Annotated in this window: 11 protein-coding genes and 1 pseudogene; 9 read left to right on the plus strand and 3 right to left on the minus strand. The window is 68.5% G+C overall.

What is annotated here, in order from left to right:
- The first annotated feature begins 5 nt into the window (after positions 1-5).
- The 7 genes from AC1RVW_RS16095 to AC1RVW_RS16125 are packed head-to-tail and all read left to right on the plus strand — an operon-like array spanning position 6 to position 8425.
- Entirely contained in the window at positions 6-1280 is a 1275-nt protein-coding gene (locus tag AC1RVW_RS16095) for a 3-isopropylmalate dehydratase large subunit (RefSeq protein ID WP_493201054.1), read from the plus strand.
- Positions 1277-1798 carry a LeuD/DmdB family oxidoreductase small subunit gene (locus tag AC1RVW_RS16100; protein ID WP_106937768.1) on the plus strand — a complete coding sequence of 174 codons (522 nt, stop codon included), beginning with the start codon at positions 1277-1279 and terminating at the stop codon, positions 1796-1798. Before AC1RVW_RS16095 ends, AC1RVW_RS16100 begins: the two co-directional genes overlap by 4 nt.
- Positions 1791-3491, plus strand: coding sequence for a hydantoinase B/oxoprolinase family protein (locus tag AC1RVW_RS16105; protein ID WP_493201056.1), 1701 nt, complete (start codon positions 1791-1793; stop codon positions 3489-3491). Before AC1RVW_RS16100 ends, AC1RVW_RS16105 begins: the two co-directional genes overlap by 8 nt.
- Positions 3488-5542: a hydantoinase/oxoprolinase family protein gene (locus AC1RVW_RS16110; RefSeq protein ID WP_493201058.1), complete on the plus strand. Its 2055-nt coding sequence runs from the start codon at positions 3488-3490 to the stop codon at positions 5540-5542. The genes AC1RVW_RS16105 and AC1RVW_RS16110 overlap by 4 nt, the downstream gene beginning before the upstream one ends.
- On the plus strand, positions 5539-6153 hold the full coding sequence (locus AC1RVW_RS16115) for a cysteine hydrolase family protein (RefSeq protein ID WP_493201060.1): 615 nt from the start codon (positions 5539-5541) through the stop codon (positions 6151-6153). The genes AC1RVW_RS16110 and AC1RVW_RS16115 overlap by 4 nt, the downstream gene beginning before the upstream one ends.
- Positions 6150-7562 (plus strand): FAD-dependent oxidoreductase, encoded by a 1413-nt coding sequence (locus tag AC1RVW_RS16120; RefSeq protein WP_493201062.1) that lies wholly within the window; start codon positions 6150-6152, stop codon positions 7560-7562. The genes AC1RVW_RS16115 and AC1RVW_RS16120 overlap by 4 nt, the downstream gene beginning before the upstream one ends.
- Complete coding sequence (locus AC1RVW_RS16125) at positions 7559-8425, plus strand: isocitrate lyase/PEP mutase family protein (RefSeq protein ID WP_493201064.1); 867 nt, start codon at positions 7559-7561, stop codon at positions 8423-8425. Before AC1RVW_RS16120 ends, AC1RVW_RS16125 begins: the two co-directional genes overlap by 4 nt.
- Here AC1RVW_RS16125 and AC1RVW_RS16130 read toward each other — a convergent pair.
- Together AC1RVW_RS16130 and AC1RVW_RS16135 are read right to left on the minus strand one after the other, a co-directional pair.
- Positions 8413-10929 (minus strand): sensor histidine kinase, encoded by a 2517-nt coding sequence (locus AC1RVW_RS16130; RefSeq protein ID WP_493201066.1) that lies wholly within the window; start codon positions 10927-10929, stop codon positions 8413-8415. The two genes, AC1RVW_RS16125 and AC1RVW_RS16130, sit on opposite strands and share 13 nt — an antisense overlap.
- Complete coding sequence (locus AC1RVW_RS16135) at positions 10926-11630, minus strand: response regulator (protein ID WP_493201068.1); 705 nt, start codon at positions 11628-11630, stop codon at positions 10926-10928. The genes AC1RVW_RS16130 and AC1RVW_RS16135 overlap by 4 nt, the downstream gene beginning before the upstream one ends.
- Before the next feature lie 271 nt (positions 11631-11901).
- On the opposite strand from AC1RVW_RS16135, the gene AC1RVW_RS16140 reads away from it, so the two are divergent.
- Both AC1RVW_RS16140 and AC1RVW_RS16145 read left to right on the plus strand, forming a co-directional pair.
- Positions 11902-13641 carry a methyl-accepting chemotaxis protein gene (locus AC1RVW_RS16140; RefSeq protein WP_493201070.1) on the plus strand — a complete coding sequence of 580 codons (1740 nt, stop codon included), beginning with the start codon at positions 11902-11904 and terminating at the stop codon, positions 13639-13641.
- A 347-nt stretch (positions 13642-13988) separates the two neighbouring features.
- Positions 13989-15244, plus strand: a pseudogene (locus tag AC1RVW_RS16145) (MFS transporter).
- A 6-nt stretch (positions 15245-15250) separates the two neighbouring features.
- On the opposite strand, the gene AC1RVW_RS16150 reads toward AC1RVW_RS16145, so the two are convergent.
- A complete protein-coding gene (locus AC1RVW_RS16150) occupies positions 15251-15916 on the minus strand; it encodes a hypothetical protein (protein WP_493201071.1) in 666 nt (221 codons plus the stop codon).
- Between the last annotated feature and the right edge of the window lie 97 nt (positions 15917-16013).

Consider the following 16013-nt stretch of genomic DNA (forward strand, 5'->3'; position numbering starts at 1 on the left):
CCCGAATGCCAAGCCGCGCAGCGCCGCAGACACTGGCGCAGAAGCTCATCGCGCGCGCGAGCGGCCGGGCGCACGTGGCGGTGGGCGAGATCGTGACCTGCGGCGTCGACCTCGCCATGTTCCATGACTCCTCGGGCCCGCGCCGCCTGAAACCCATGCTCGAGGAACTGGGCGCACAGATCTGGGACCGCTCGCGCATCGTGCTGGTGATGGACCACTACGTGCCCGAGCGCGACGACGACTCTCGGCGCATCGTGCGCATCGCGCGCGACTGGGCGCGCGACCAGCAGCTGCCGCACGTGTACGACAGCCAGGGCATCTGCCACGTGGTGGTGCCGCAGCACGGCCACATCCGTCCCGGCATGCTGTGCGTGGGCGGCGACTCGCACTCGCCAACGGGCGGGGCATTCGGTGCCTACATGTTCGGCGTGGGCAGCACGGAGATGCTGGGCGTGGTCGTCACCGGCGAGATATGGCTGCGCGTGCCCGAGACCATCCGCATGTGGTGGGACGGCGCGCTGCCCGCCGGGGTGACCGCCAAGGACATGATGCTGCACATGATAGGGCGCTTCGGCATGAACGGTGGACGCTACCAGGCCGTGGAGTTCGCGGGGCCGGCGGTGGCCGCGCTGTCGATGCAGGAGCGCATGACGCTGTCGAACATGAGCGCCGAACTGGGCGCGCAGGCCGGGCTGATCGCGCCCGACGAAACCACGGCCGCCTTCCTCGAAGGCGCGGGCGCACCGCGCGCCGACATGGCGCGCTGGTTCACCGACGAAGACGCGGACTTCACGCGCCACCGCTTCGACGCCGCCATGCTGGAGCCGCACATCGCCGCGCCGCACAGCCCGGCCAACTCGCACGGCGTGAGCCGCTATGCGGGCACGCGCGTGGATGTGGCCTACATCGGCGCGTGCACCGGCGCGAAGCTCGACGACCTGCGCGCCGCGGCGCAGGTGCTGCGCGGGCACAAGGTGGCGCCCGGCATCCGCCTGATCGTCGCGCCCGCCAGCATCCAGGACCAGGAGCAGGCGCGCGCCGAGGGCGTTCTGCAGGCGCTGATGGACGCGGGCGCTGAGCTGTTTCCGACCGCGTGCGGAGCCTGCTCGGGCTATGGCGACCCGATGGGCGACGACATCACCGTCATCTCGACCACGGCGCGCAACTTCAAGGGCCGCATGGGCTCGCCGACCGCGCAGGTGTACCTGGGCTCACCCTACACGGTGGCCGCCGCGGCACTGCGCGGCTGCGTGACCGATCCGCGCGAGGTGCTGGCATGAGCGTCACCCGGGCCACCCATCGCGTCTGGCGCCTGGGCGCCGACATCGACACCGACCTGCTCGCGCCGGGCCATGCCATGAAGCACGGCATCGACGTGATCGCGAAGCACTGCCTGGAGGCCATCCGCCCCGACTTCGCCGCGGGCGTGGCGCCCGGCGACGTGCTGGTGGCCGGGCCCAACTTCGGCATCGGTTCCTCGCGCGAGCAGGCCGCCGCCGTGCTGGTGCAACTGGGCGTGGCGGCGGTCATCGCGCCCTCGTACAGCGGCCTCTACTTTCGCAATGCCTTCAACGTGGGGCTGCTGCTGCTGACCTGCGCCGAGGCCGAGACGCTGAGCGAGGGCGATCAGATCGCCCTCGACACGGGCTCGCCGGAGATCGTCGCGCCCGGCGCACGGCGCCTGGCTTGCGAGCCGGTGCCCGGATTTCTCATGGACATGGTCCGCGCCGGCGGATTGTTGAACCAGCTGCGCCAGCGCGCTGCCCGAACCGCCTTCACGAAAGCCCCCGATGCCTGATCTCTCTTGCGCCCCGACCCTCGACCCCGTCACGCTCGCCGTGCTGCGCGGCCGCCTCGAACAGGTGGCCGACGAAATGGATGCCACGCTCTATCGAAGCGCGTTCAATCCCATCATCGCCGAGGCGCACGACGCCTGCCACGGCCTGTACGACGCCGTCACCGGCGACACCCTGGTGCAGGGCAAGTCGGGCCTGCCGGTGTTCGTGGGTGCCATGGCCTTCGCCGTGCGGGCCACGGCCAAGGCCGCCGACGCCCGCGGCGGGATGAAGGACGGCGACGTCTGGATCAACAATGACGCCTACGACGGCGGCACGCACGCCAACGACTTCAAGCTGGTCAAGCCCTTCTTCCGCAACGGCAAGCTGTATTGCCACATGGCCTCGGCCGCCCACTGGCACGACGTCGGCGGCGCGGTACCCGGCAACTACAACCCCGCCGCCACCGAATGCTGGCAGGAGGCGGTGCAGATCCCGCCCGTGCGCATCGTGCGCAATGGCGAACTCGACGCCGACGTGCTCGCCATCCTGCAGGCCAACACGCGCCTGCCCGACAGCCTCTGGGGCGACCTGAACGGCCAGCTCGCCGCGCTGGAACTCGGCGCCAGGCGGCTGAACGGCCTGCTCGACGAGTACGGCGACGACCTGGTGATGAACGCGCTGGGCGAACTGCGCGGCCGCGCGCTGCGCCTGATGCGCTCGCACATCGCCTCGCTGCCCGACGGGCGCTACAGCTTCGAGGATGTGCTGGACAACGACGGCATCGTCAACGAGCCGCTGACCATCGCGCTGGACATGACCGTGGCGGGCGACCGGCTCACACTCGATTTCTCGCGCACGTCGCCGCAATGCGCGGGGCCGGTGAACATCTCGCGCGCGACCGCGGTGGCTGCCTGCTACGTCGCGCTCAAGCACCTGTTTCCCGACGTGCCCGCGAACGCGGGGGTGCTCGACGCGGTGGACTTCGTCATTCCCGACAAGCTGGTGATCAGCTGCGAGCGCCCGCGCCCGGTCGGCGGCTACACCGAGACCATCCTGCGCATGATCGACGTGATCTTCAGCGCCGCCGCGCAGGCCGATCCCACGCGCGCCGTGGCGCAGGCCTACGGCACCATCAATGCGCTGTCGATTGCCGGGCATCGCAGCGACAAGGGCCGCGAGGGCCAGCGCTGGGTGATGTTCAGCTTCTTCGGCGGCGGCCATGGCGGCCATTCGGGCGGCGACGGCCTGGCGCACGGCAACGCGCCGATCTCCACGGCAACGATTCCGCCGCTGGAGATTCTGGAGGCGGCGTATCCCGTGCGATTCACCGAATGGTCGCTGCGCGCCGACTCCGGCGGCGATGGCCAGCATCGGGGCGGCCTGGGGGCCGTCTACGAAATCGAGCTGCTCGAGAAGGATGCGGAAGTGTTCGTCTTCGGCGAGCGCGGCACTTCGCCGCCCAAGGGCATCGCGGGCGGCGGCAGCGGTGCCGTCAACGTGTTCCGCTACGAGAACGCCGGCGAATGGCATACGCCGCCCATGGTGTCGAAGATGCGTGGCATCACGCTGGCGCGCGGCGAGCGCGTGCGCCTCGAAACCCCCGGCGGCGGCGGCTGGGGCCACGCCGCCGAGCGGCCCCTCGAACAGCGAGCAGCCGATGTGGCCATGGGCTATGTGACCAACGGCAGCAACGACAAGAAAGCGTCCCAATGAGTTCCCCTGGCAAATCCCTGGTCGTCGGCGTCGATGTCGGCGGCACCTTCACCGACCTCTTCGTGCTCGACGAAGCCAACGGCACCGCGCGCATCGTCAAGGTGCCTTCCACGCGTGGCGAGGAAGCGCGCGGCTTCATGAACGGCGTGGCGCGCGTGGCCGATTCGGCCGCGGCCATCGCCACCATCGTGCACGGCACCACGGTCGGCACCAATGCGCTGCTCGAGCGCAAGGTGGCGCGCACCGGAATCATCACCACGCGCGGCTTTCGCGACGTGCTCGAGATGCGCCGCCGCGACCGCCCGCAGACCTGGGGCCTGCGCGGCAGCTTCCTGCCGGTGGTGCCGCGGGACCTGCGCCGCGAGGTCGACGAGCGCGTGCTGGCCGACGGCACGCTGCACACGGCAGTCGACCTGGCGCAGGTGCGCGCCGAAGCGCGTTCGCTGCTCGAAGCCGGCTGCGAGGCGGTTTGCGTGTTCTTCATCAACACCTACGCCAACCCCGAGAACGAGCGCCTCGCGGTGGCGGCGGTGCGCGAGATCTGGCCGAACCCGCACGTCACCTCGGCCAGCGAGGTGTTGCCCGAGATCCGCGAGTTCGAGCGCTGCTCGACCGCCACGCTCAACGCGGCGCTGCAGCCGGTGGTGGGCAGCTACCTCGGACGCCTGGAGAGCGACCTGCGTGCGCAGGGCTTCGCGGGCGAACTGCTGGTGGTGCAAAGCAACGGCGGCGTGATGTCGCGCCAGACCGCGAGCGACCTGCCGGTGCGCACCGCGCTCTCGGGCCCGGCGGCGGGCGTCATCGCCTGCGCGGCAATCGCGCGTGCGGCGGGCTTTCCGAACGCCATCACGGGCGACATGGGCGGCACGTCGTTCGACGTGTCGCTGGTGGCCAACGGCGAGGCCGCGCTGGCGGCGCAGACAGCCATCGAGTTCGGCATGGTGATCCGCTCGCCGATGATCCAGATCGAGACCATCGGCGCCGGCGGCGGCTCCATCGCGTCCGTCGACGCCAGCGGCATGCTCCAGGTCGGGCCGGAGTCGGCGGGCAGCGTGCCCGGGCCGGCATGCTACGGACGCGGCAACATGCGCCCTACGGTGACCGATGCCAACGTGCTGCTCGGGCGCATCGCCGCCGACCGGCCGCTGGGTGGCGGTTTGCTCGCGGCGCTGGATGCGCAGAAGTCGCGCGAGGCCATCGAAGTGCACGTGGCGCGCCCGCTGGGGCTCGACGTGCATGCGGCGGCCGAGGCGATCCTGACTGTGGCCAATGCACGCATGGCCGGCGCGATCCGTCTGGTCTCCATCGAGCGCGGGCACGACCCGCGCCGCTTCGCCTACATGCCCTTTGGCGGCGGCGGAGCGCTGCACGTGTGCGCGATGATGCGTGAAGTGGGCGTGGCCACCGGCATCGTGCCGCGCTATCCCGGTGTCACCTCGGCGCTCGGCTGTGTGATCGCCGACATGCGGCATGACGCGGTGCAGACCCTCAACACGCCGCTGGCCGATCTCGACGTGGCCGACCTGCGGCGCCGCATCGACGAACTGGCCGCCAGCTGCCAGCAGCGGCTGGATTCGTCGGGCGTGCGCTTCGACGAAGTGCGCGAGGTGGTGGCGCTCGACATGCTCTACGCGGGCCAGACGCACACGCTGCCGGTGACGCTGGCCGACACCGGCAAGACGCCGCTGACCGCCGCATCGGTCCGCGCCGCCTTCGAAGCCGCTTACAGCGCCGCCTTCGGCCGCGTGCTTGACGGCATCGCGATCCGCGCGATGAACCTGCGCTATGCGCGCATCGGCGTGCGGCCCAAGTTCGACCTGGCCGTGCTGGCGCCCGAAGGCGAGGGCAGCATTGCGCCGCTGGGCACGCAGCGCGTGTTCCATCAGGGCCAGTGGCACGACGCCGCGCGCTACGCCCGCCTCGAACTGCCGGTGGGCGCGCGCATCGACGGCCCCGCCATCCTGGAGCAGGCCGACACCACCGTCTGGCTGGAGCCGGGCTTCCATGCCGAGGTCGATGCGTACGGCAACCTGCTGGTGAGGCCGTCATGAGCGAAGGGCAACGCATCGTCGCGGCCAATACGGCGCTGGTCATCATCGATCTGCAGAACGACTTCCTGGACGCGAAGGGCGCTTACGCACGCGGCGGCGACACCAATCCGCCCGCCTTGCCGCTGCCCGAGCGCGTGGCAGCCGTGGCACGCGCGCTGAAGGCGGCCGGTGGACTGGTCGTCGCGAGCCAGTTCACGCTGTGGCCCGATGCGAGCGGAGAGCCGATGGTGTCGCCGCATCTCAAGGCGCTGCGCCCATACCTGAGGAAGGGCGACTTCGCGCCCGGCAGCTGGGGGCAGGCGAACGTGGATGCGCTAACCGGTCTGATCGACGTGGCGGTCAGCAAGGTCGCGTACTCGGCATTCTTCAACACCCAGCTCGACTGGGTGCTGCGCCGCGCGGGCATCGACACGGTGGCCGTGTGCGGCATCGTGACCAACGGCGGTGTGGCGAGCACCGTGCGCGACGCCCACATGCGCGACTACCGCACGCTGGTGCTGGCGGACGGCTGCGCGGCCTTCGGCGAGGAGCGCCACCAGACAGCGCTGGCCGACATGCGCAATGTGGCCGAGGTCACGACGTGCCAACCCTTCGCGGATTCGCTGGCATGACGACGGCGCCCGTGCGAACCGTCCGCCGTGCGGCGTCGCTTCCGGCCGACGCGCATGTGTCGGTGGCCGTTGTCGGAGGCGGTGCCTGCGGGCTCACGGCCGCGTTGATGCTGGCGGATGCAGGCGTCGATTGCGTGGTGCTCGAACGCGATGCGCAGCCGGGCGGCTCGACGGCACTGTCGTCGGGCTTCATTCCCGCGCCGGGCACGCGCGTGCAACGCGCGCACGGTGTCGACGACAGCGCCGCGCGATTCGCCGCCGACATCCAGGCCAAGGCGCACGGCCGCGCCGCGCCGGTGCTGGTCGATGCGTATGCCGCCGCCATCGGCCCGGCGCTCGATGCGCTGCAGGCGCGCCACGGCTTCGACTGGACGCTGCTCGACGGCTTTCTCTACCCCGGCCACAGCGTGCACCGCATGCACACGCTGCCCCAGAAGACCGGCGCCGCGCTGATGGCAAGGCTCCAGGCGGCGGCCGAAGCCGCGGGCATTCCGGTCCTGACGCAGGCCGTGGTCGAGACGCTGGTGCTCGACGCCGACGACCGCGTGATCGGCATCGACTACCTGCGCCCCGACGGCCGGCGCGAGACGCTCGGCTGCGATGCGCTGCTGCTGGCCTGCAATGGTTTCGGAGGCAATGCGCAGATGGTGCGCGCGCTGCTGCCCGAGATGGCCGAGGCCGCATTCGGCGGCCATGTGGGCAACGACGGCAGCGCCATCCTCTGGGGGCAGGCGCTGGGCACGCGGCTGCGCGACCTGGGCGGCTACCAGGGGCACGGTTCCTGGGTCACCCCGCAGGGCGCGCTGATGTCGTGGGCCGTGATGATGGAAGGCGGGGTGCAGATCAACCGCGAGGGTCGGCGCTTTCACGACGAGACGCAGGGCTACTCGGAGGCTGCGGTGCATGTGCTGGCGCAGCCCGGCGGCGTGGCATGGAACGTGTTCGACACACCGCTGCTCGCGCTGGCACGGGGCTTTCCGGATTTCTGCGACGCCGAAGCGGCCGGCGCGTTGCGCCGATGCGAGTCGGTGCGCGAACTGGCCGCCTGCATCGGCTGCGACGACGCCGTGCTGCAAGAAACGCTCGACACGCTGCGAGACGGCGCGCCGGCACCCGATGGACGCGTGTTCGCACGCGGTCTCGACGCCCCGTATTTCGCGGTCAAGGTGACAGGCGCGCTCTTCCACACCCAGGGTGGCCTCGACATTGCCGCCGACACGCGCGTGCTGCGCGAGGACGGTACCCCCTTGCCCAACCTGCTGGCCGCAGGCGGCGCGGCCGGTGGCGTTTCCGGCGACGCGGTGTGGGGCTACCTCTCCGGCAACGGACTGCTGAGCGCCTTGGCCGGTGGCTTCATCGCGGCGCGCACGGCCGCCGCGCTCATTCGATCCAAGGAGACGTCGGCATGACGAATCACACCCTCAAGAGCCGCCTGGCGAAGCCCGACGTGGTGCTGGCCCCCGGCGTGTACGACGCGCTGAGCGCGCTGGTGGCCGAGCAGGCGGGCTTCGAGGCGCTGTACCTATCGGGCGCATCCATCGCCTATACGCGGCTCGGCCGGTCCGACATCGGCCTGACGACCTTCACCGAGGTGGCCGACACGCTTGCGCACATCACCGAGCGCGTGCGCCTGCCGGTGATCGTCGATGCCGACACCGGCTTCGGCAATGCGCTGAACACGCAGCGCACCGTGCGCGGTTTCGAACGCGCGGGCGCGGCCATGATCCAGGTCGAGGACCAGACCTTCCCCAAGCGCTGCGGGCACCTCGACGGCAAGGCCGTGGTGCCCGAGCGCGAGATGGTCGGAAAGCTCAAGGCCGCGCTCGACGCGCGTGCGTCGAGCGACACGCTGATCCTGGCCCGTACCGACGCGGTAGCGGTGGAGGGCCTGGACGCCGCACTGGAGCGGGCCGAAGCGTACCTCGCATGCGGTGTGGACGCGCTCTTCATCGAGGCATTGCGTTCGCCCGAGCAGATGGATGCGGCCTGCAGCCGCTTCGCGCACCGGGTGCCGCTGCTGGCCAACATGGTCGAAGGCGGCAAGACGCCGATCCAGGATGCGGACGCCCTGCAAAGGCACGGTTTTCGCATCGCCATCTTCCCCGGCGGCACCGCCCGTGCGGTGGTGCACACCCTTCAGGGCTACTACGCGAGCCTGCACCGGCACCGCACCACGCAGCCCTGGCGCTCGCAGATGCTGGATTTCGACGCACTCAACGAGGTGATCGGTACGCCGGAGCTGATGCGGGTCGGGAAAAGCTACAGCGATTGATCGTCGCCGCCGGCAGCACCCGGCGGCTCGGCCTCGCGCCTCGCGCTGGCGGCAATCCGCCGCAGCAGGTCCAGAGGCGCCACGGGCTTGTAGCAGATCGGGATCCCGCGCAAGGACGTGAGCGCATAGGAGTTCAGCGACTCGCCGGTCACGATGAGGGTGGGCACATCGCCCCAGTGCGCGCGCATCAGTTCGATCGCATCGAGGGCGGTTTTCCCGTCCGGCAAACGATAGTCGCTGAGCAGGACATCGGGCGCCCGCTCGGTCAGCGGCAGTTGTCGCCTCATCTCCTCGATCGACCCCCACGCTTCGTACAACACGCCGTGCGCATTGAATACCGCAGCGAGCGACTGCCTGACCAGCTCGTCGTCCTCGATCAGCACGACGTACTTGCCGCGGCTCGCTTCGACGCCGCCGGCCATGAAGTCGTCGAGAGCAATGCCGTCGAAGGCCGGTGCGATCACCGATGCCGGAATCTCCAGCGTGAAGGTGCTTCCCACGCCCACCTCGGACTGGATGGAAAGCTGATGGCCGTCGAGCAGTTTCAGCATGGCCGAGACGATCGACAGCCCCAGGCCCACGCCCTTGTCGGCCGCCTCGGCATGCCGATTGTTCAGCTGGACGAAGGGGCGGAAGATGATGTCGCTGCGCAGGGCTTCCTCGGCTATTCCGAGGCCGTTGTCCTGAATGGCCAGGCGCGTGAGCTCGCCGTGCGCCGTCAGGAGCAGGCGCACGTGGCTGCGGCGTCCCCCTTCCGCGGACCGGTACTTGACGCCGTTGCTGACGAGATTCAAGAGAATGCGCTGGAGGAAGTGGCGGTCGCTCCTCACGAACACCGGCTTCCCCGGCGGCGCATCGAATTCGACGCAGGTACTGCTTTCGTGGGCGATGGCCCTGGTCTGCTCGACCGTGTCCCTGAGCAGCGCCACCAGGTCGAAGTCGGACAGCTCCGCCTTCACGAAGCCCGACTCCAGCCGCGAGAGATCCATGATGGCGGCCAGCTGGGCGCGCATGTTGCCGGCTGCGCGGCTCGCCATCCCGGCGAGGCCAAGAGCGTCGGCCGTGCGACCCGCCTGAATGGCTTCACCGATGGGTTCGAGTGCGTTCCCGATCACCTGCAGCGGCTGGCGCAAATCGTGGATGGCATCGGCCAGGAAGCGGGATTTTCGCTGGTCCCTGCGCTCGGCATCGGTGCGCAGACGGTCCTTGATTTTCAGCAGGAGCTCGGAGCGCTCCTGCTGCACGCGCATGGAGTCGGCCAGTGTCGCGTTGGTCCGCGCATGCTCCGCCGCGATGGCGCGCTGGCGGCGCTCTTCGAGCAGCCTGTGGGCCAACGCCGCCGAGAACAGAAGCACCGCGAGTGCCGAGCCCACCTGCGGCGCCACCTCGAAATCGATGGAGCCTCCGAAACGGGCGGTGATTCCCAACATATCCAGCGTGTTGAGGACGGCGCCGATCAGGACGCCCGAGAACGTCACCAGGAAGACACGGACGTGGGCATGGCCGGCCCGGACCTTGCCGAGCGCGAGACCGAAGCACACCACCATGGCCACGAACTGCACCAGGAACGCCATCCGAACTGCCTGGGGAAAGGGCAGCCCGCTCGCGCCCATGGCCAGGGCAACCGCCAGCAGCACCGGCGCCCAGTGCCACCGCCGCGCCACAGTTGCGGCATTGCTGACGAATTGAATCGTGAAGGACGTGAAGAGCCCGGCCGCGAGCAGGAGAAAGACGATCCGCGACCAGTCGTTCCATGCCGTGGCCTCGGGCCAGAGGTACTGGAACGCGATGCCGTTGTAGCTGAGGACGAATCCCGCGGTCATCAGGATCCATCCGACGTAGTAGAGATAGATGCGCTCGCGCACGACCAGGAAGATGATGAGGTGGCAGAAGAACAGCCCGCCCATCAGCCCGACATAGATGCCGTTGGCCAGCAGCGCCGTGTGTTCGGCCTTCTCGAATTCCCGCGGTTGCCAGATGCCCAGAGGAAAGCGCATCGCGCCTTCGGTCTGCACCCTCGCGAGAATCTCCACCTTGTCGCCGGGCTGCACGGACACCGGCACGACGAAGCTTCGCGCGTTGTAGGGACGCTGCGCGAAAGCCAGCCGGTCGCCCAGGCTCCACCGCGTCCAGGACGTGGCTGCGCCGGCTTTGACGTACAGGTCGAGATGATCGAGCAGGGGGTAGCCCACCTCCACCATCAGGGTGCCCGCGTCGCCGGGGCTCGCGGTGAGCGGATCGCTTCTGAACCAGTGGGGCGCTGTTGCGAAGCCATAGCTGGCCGATGACCAGGGCCGGCGTTTCCAGGCTTTTTCGGGAAGCGCCGTGACCTCGGGCAACGAAAGCGGCGTGCCGTCTTCGACCAGGTAATCCACCTGCAGCACCCTGTGACCGGCATCGGCCGAGGCGACATGGCAGGCAAGCACCAACGCGCAGCAGAAGACGATTCGAAGAAGGCCCGCAATCGCGACGTGAGCGGCGTTCGCGGCCTTCGCGGCCTTCATGAACCCTCCGAGCCCGGCACGGCAATCCGTATGCGCCGGCGAGACACCTCGATCAGCAGTTCCGTGCGCCGGGCCACGCCGAAGAATCGCAGCAGTTCCGAGACATAGCTTTTTCGGACCGTCCCTTCGCTGATGCCCATGCGGTTGGCGATGGCCTTGTTGGGCAGGCCCTGGCACAGGTAATAGAGAACCTCGCGCTGCCTGGGCGCCAGCCCCAGCGATGCGGCGGTGCAGCCATAGGCGCCCGCGGCGGTCTCGCTCCTGGGAGCGCGCTCGAGGATCGATTCCGGAAGATAGATCCCGTTGTCGAGAACCGTCTGGATGGCGGCCGAGAAGACGCCACCGTCTCCGGTGGCCTTCGTGATGTAGCCAGACGCGCCCTGCGCGATGCAGGAGAGAACCAGCGCACGGTCGTCGTCGCCCGACAGCATGATGGCGTGGCAGGGCATTTCGCGTTCGCGCACGAAACGCAGGACGTCCAGGCCGGAGGCCTCCGAGCCGAGGTGGATGTCGATGAAGACGAACTGGAACGAGTTGGCCGCCAGGCGAGCAATCGCCCCCTGGTACGAGGATTCCTCGTGCACCCGGTAATGCGGCGCGGCCTTCTGCAGAAGGCCGCGCATGCCGGCGCTCACGAGCGCCTGATCCTCGACGATCAGCACGTCGGCCGTTGTTGCTGCGTCGAAGTTTCCGTTTTCCATCATCCTCGACGCCATCGCCGTTGCCCCCGGGTCACCGAACTCACCGCCAGCCTGGTCACGCTGGACACGCGTCTCGCGACGAACGACGCGAGCCCTATGCACTCTAGCAGGGGCAGCCCGAGGGATCGATGAAATCCCGTCAGGACGCCGGGCATGACATATGTCAGATGCGTTGTGGGTCACCGCTGCCGATAGACAGGAGGCAGCAATAGACATGGGCGCGGCGCCACGCACGGTACCGACCCCGCCCCGCAACCTGGACCCAACCGCCATGACGCTTTTCAGAAATCTCAGAATCTCCGCCAAGCTGGCACTTGCCTTTCTCAGCATCGTGTTGCTGATGATCGTGATGGCCGTGATTTCGATCCACCGCCTCGATCGCCTCAACGATCAGACCAACTTCATGGTGACGGCGCGCATGGCGAGCGTTCGCGATGCGGGCCAGATGAGCGAGATCGCGAACCGGGTGCGCCTGCTCGAATTCCGCCTGGCGACGATGCCGGCGGCCGAAGCCGCGGCCGTCCGGCAGTCCATCGCCGAGACCTCCAAGGCCTACGAAGACATCGACAAGGCTTACCCGGCGTCGATCGGCGATGCGACCGAGCAGGCCATCTACGACCGGGTGAAGGCCCGGTATCCGGCATGGACCGCGTCGCACGCCAAGGTGGAACGGCTGGTCCAGGAAGAGCGGCGGGCCGAAGCCATCGAGCTGCTCAATGGCGAGGCGCGGGAGACCTTCCTTGCCTTGAAGGAGCCGCTGACTCAGCTGGTCAAGCACAACGAGGATCGCGCCAAGGCCGAAGCCGAAGAGAGCAACCAGACGTTCACCACCGGGTTCTTCCTCATCGCTTCGGGCACCGGCGTTGCCATCTTGCTGGCCGTGCTGTTGTCGTGGAGCGTGGCACGGGGCATCGTGATTCCGCTGAAGGAAGCCGTCGGCCTGGCGGAGGCCGTCGCGCGCGGTGATCTCACCCGCAGCCTGAGCGCCAGCAGCAAGGACGAAGTGGGCGACTTGCTCAGGGCGCTCGCGGCGATGCGCGACAACCTGATCAAGACCCTGACCGGCATGCGCGAGAGCAGCGATTCCGTGGCCACGGCAAGCGCCCAGATCGCCTCGGGCAACGTCGACCTTTCCAGCCGCACGGAGAAGACGGCCGGCAGCCTTCAGCAGACCGCGGCATCGATGGAAGAACTCACGACCACCGTCAAGACGGCGTCCGAAGCCGCGCAGCAGGCCAACCAGCTGGCACAGGCCGCATCGCAGGTCGCGGTGCACGGCGGGGAAGTCATCTCGGAAGTGGTGGAGACGATGCGTGACATCCACGGGAGTTCGCAGAAGATCGCCGCCATCATCGGCACGATCGACGGCATCGCTTTCCAGACCAACATCCTGGCACTGAACGCGGCCGTGGAAGCCGCCAGGGCGGGCGAACAGGGACGGGGCTTCGCCGTGGTGGCGAGCGAGGTCCGCAACCTCGCGCAACGCAGCGCGGTCGCGGCCAAGGAAATCAAGACGCTGATCGAAGCATCGGTCGACAAGGTGGGATCAGGCACCCAACTGGTCAACGATGCGGGCGCGACGATGGGCAAGATCGTCGAGAGCATTCAGCGCGTCTCCCACACCGTCAGCGAAATCAGTGCGGGAGCGGTCGAGCAGGCGGCCGGGATCGACCAGATCAACTCGGTGGTGACGCAGCTGGACCAGATGACCCAGGAGAACTCTGCGCTGGTCGAAGAATCGGCTGCCGCCGCGGAAAGCCTCAAGAGCCAGGCGGTGCGGCTGTCTTCGCTCGTCGAGTTCTTCCAGTTGGGGACGGGCTGGCGAGCGGAGCGCGCCGAGACGGAGCTGTCCTCCCGCGCGGCGCACGGCGGCGAACGGCGCGCCAAAGAAAAAAGCGCCACGGCCCCTGCTCGGGCGCAGCGCATTTCCAACGGTGCATCAGCCGTGCCGGTGCTTGGCAATACGAAGGGCGGCCAGCGCGAGAACGACAGGGAGTGGGTCACCTTCTGAGCGGTCACTGCCGCGATCGTGGTGCGGCAAGATCAGAAGACGAGAGAGTGACAGTGGCCGGCATCGAGGCGGTTCCCTGAGCGGCTTTTTTCTCCCTGGCCTCTACCAGCGCCGAACCACTGTCGAAGGGCAGTGTGCTCGGGGCAGGTGAAGTCAGGGTGAAGTTTGTGCGCGGGTTGCGTGAAACGATACCAAGTGTCCTGTTGCACGCCACTCGCCCTGCAACGCAGGGCGCATGCGCGTGATCGACCGGGTGCCGGGGCACTGCAGGAATTCGCCGGCGGCGAGACAATCACGCTGTCTTGTCCGCCAGGCGGGCGACGGCCACTACCCGAACCCCTCTGCGCATGTCATCCCCGCCCGCCGATTCGACCTCTTCGCCCGCAACCTCGTTCTCCCTGTGGCGCATCGCCGTGCCGGCCTTTGCGCCCTCGCTGTTGTTCGGATTGGGCGAGGGGGCCATCCTGCCGATCGTGCCGCTGACGGCGCGTGGCCTGGGGGCTTCCGTGCCCATGGCGGCGCTGGTGATTGCGATGATCGGCATCGGCTCGCTGCTCAACAACATTCCCGCCTCGATGATCACGATGCGCTGGGGCGAGCGCTGGGCCATCGTCGCGGCGGGTGTGTGGAGCGGTCTCGGCATGCTCCTGTGCGTGCTGACGACCCATCTGGGCCTGTTCGCCACGGGATGCTTCATGGTGGGGATGTCGCAGGCGGTCTACAACCTGGCGCGCCAGAGCTACATGACCGAAGCCGTGCCTGTCGAATACCGGGCCCGGGCACTGTCGACGCTGGGCGGCGTCATGCGCATCGGCATGTTTGCCGGGCCTTTCCTGGCGGCGGCGGCGGTGCATGCATTCGGCCTGCAGGCCGCTTATGTGGTCGGCATCGTGGCGGTGATGGGGGCCGCCGCGATAGGCGCCCGCATCCCCGACCTCGCGGTGCCACCGGTCCGCCCGGGCAGGCGGCACCCGCTTCGACCTCCGTCGTTTCCACGCTGCGGGATCACCGCCATGTGTTCCTCACGCTCGGCATCGGCGTGGTCCTCGTCAGCGCGGTGCGGGCTTCGCGCCAGGCCGTGATTCCCCTGTGGGCCGACCACCTGCTGCTGGCCCCTTCGGTGGCTTCGCTGATCTACGGTCTTGCGGGCGCTATCGACATGCTGGTGTTCTATCCGGCCGGCAAGGTGATGGACAGGAAAGGCAGGCGCTGGGTCGCCGTGCCGTCGATGCTGATCATGGGCCTGGCCATGCTGCTGATGCCCTTGACGTCCGGTGCCCTGACGCTGTTGCTCGCCTCATTGGCCATCGGTTTCGGAAACGGCATCGGGTCCGGGATGATCATGACCCTCGGCGCCGACCAGTCCCCGCGCCACGGGCGCGCACACTTCCTCGGCATCTGGCGCCTGATGTCCGACATCGGCTCCTCGTGCGGTCCGGCGCTGCTGTCCCTCCTGGCCGGCGGGCTGTCGTTGGCTGCGGGCATCGCCGTGACCGGGCTGATCGCCTTTGCCGCGGCCGGGACGCTGGCGTACTGGATTCCGCGGCACAGGAGCGCCGACGGCGTGAGGCCGGGCACGACGAGGCAGGGCGCGAAGCGGTAGTGCGCCTTATCGCGACTCGCGCCGGTGCTGGGCCAGCGACAACGCGGCCAGCTTCTTTTTCGCACTTTGCAGCAGCCCGAGCCGCTCGGCCGGCAACTGCGCCTTGGTGTCGCCCGGCGCGATGATCTCGAACGCCGAAGCGCTCGCCAGTTTGGCCGCGAGCGTGTCGTGATCGGCAAGGCCATTGAATCTGGCGACGGAGATCACGTGCACCTGCAAATGCCGATGAAGGGCTTTGGACAGCTTCTTGCAGGCCGCCGTCATGGCGGTCTCGTCAGGCGTCACGGCGCCATGCACGATCAGCAGTTCGATGACGTTGTCGGCATCCTCTCCCAGCACGAAGGCACGCACGACCGAGTCCTTGAACTTCGAGCGCAGCATGGCTCGGACCGGCTCGGCCGCAGCAAACGACTTCAGGGCGATGCTGCGCAGTTCGCCATAGAAGACGAACGAACGGTCCAGCTTGACGGTGTCGGGTTGCTCTGCCGCCGCCTTCTGCCTGGCGAGGATGCCGCTCTTGACGAGGTGCTCGATCGTCTGGCCGGCCTCGCCCGGCTCCTGCCTGGTTTGCCGGGCCAGCTCGTCCACCGAGAACGGTTGGTCGGGGGCCGCATACAGGACCTGCATGATCTTTTGCACAGCGGGGGACAGGAGAAAATCTGCAGCACTCACGGGTGTTTCGATTCGTTCGGCTTTGTTGGAGAGGCGTGGATTATGAAGTTGCGGGGCCGTCCCGAAGCCGCGGGCCCCAGTCTTCGGCATGTCGATC

It is taken from the genome of Variovorax sp. MPBD4-3 (genome assembly GCF_058809745.1).

Excerpts from the sequence above, each read along its gene's own strand:
- AC1RVW_RS16095 (WP_493201054.1), top strand. The coding sequence starts at position 6 with ATGCCAAGCCGCGCAGCGCCGCAGACACTGGCGCAGAAGCTCATCGCG.
- AC1RVW_RS16100 (WP_106937768.1), top strand. The coding sequence starts at position 1,277 with ATGAGCGTCACCCGGGCCACCCATCGCGTCTGGCGCCTGGGCGCCGAC.
- AC1RVW_RS16105 (WP_493201056.1), top strand. The coding sequence starts at position 1,791 with ATGCCTGATCTCTCTTGCGCCCCGACCCTCGACCCCGTCACGCTCGCC.
- AC1RVW_RS16110 (WP_493201058.1), top strand. The coding sequence starts at position 3,488 with ATGAGTTCCCCTGGCAAATCCCTGGTCGTCGGCGTCGATGTCGGCGGC.
- AC1RVW_RS16115 (WP_493201060.1), top strand. The coding sequence starts at position 5,539 with ATGAGCGAAGGGCAACGCATCGTCGCGGCCAATACGGCGCTGGTCATC.
- AC1RVW_RS16120 (WP_493201062.1), top strand. The coding sequence starts at position 6,150 with ATGACGACGGCGCCCGTGCGAACCGTCCGCCGTGCGGCGTCGCTTCCG.
- AC1RVW_RS16125 (WP_493201064.1), top strand. The coding sequence starts at position 7,559 with ATGACGAATCACACCCTCAAGAGCCGCCTGGCGAAGCCCGACGTGGTG.
- AC1RVW_RS16130 (WP_493201066.1), bottom strand. The coding sequence starts at position 10,929 with ATGAAGGCCGCGAAGGCCGCGAACGCCGCTCACGTCGCGATTGCGGGC.
- AC1RVW_RS16135 (WP_493201068.1), bottom strand. The coding sequence starts at position 11,630 with ATGGAAAACGGAAACTTCGACGCAGCAACAACGGCCGACGTGCTGATC.
- AC1RVW_RS16140 (WP_493201070.1), top strand. The coding sequence starts at position 11,902 with ATGACGCTTTTCAGAAATCTCAGAATCTCCGCCAAGCTGGCACTTGCC.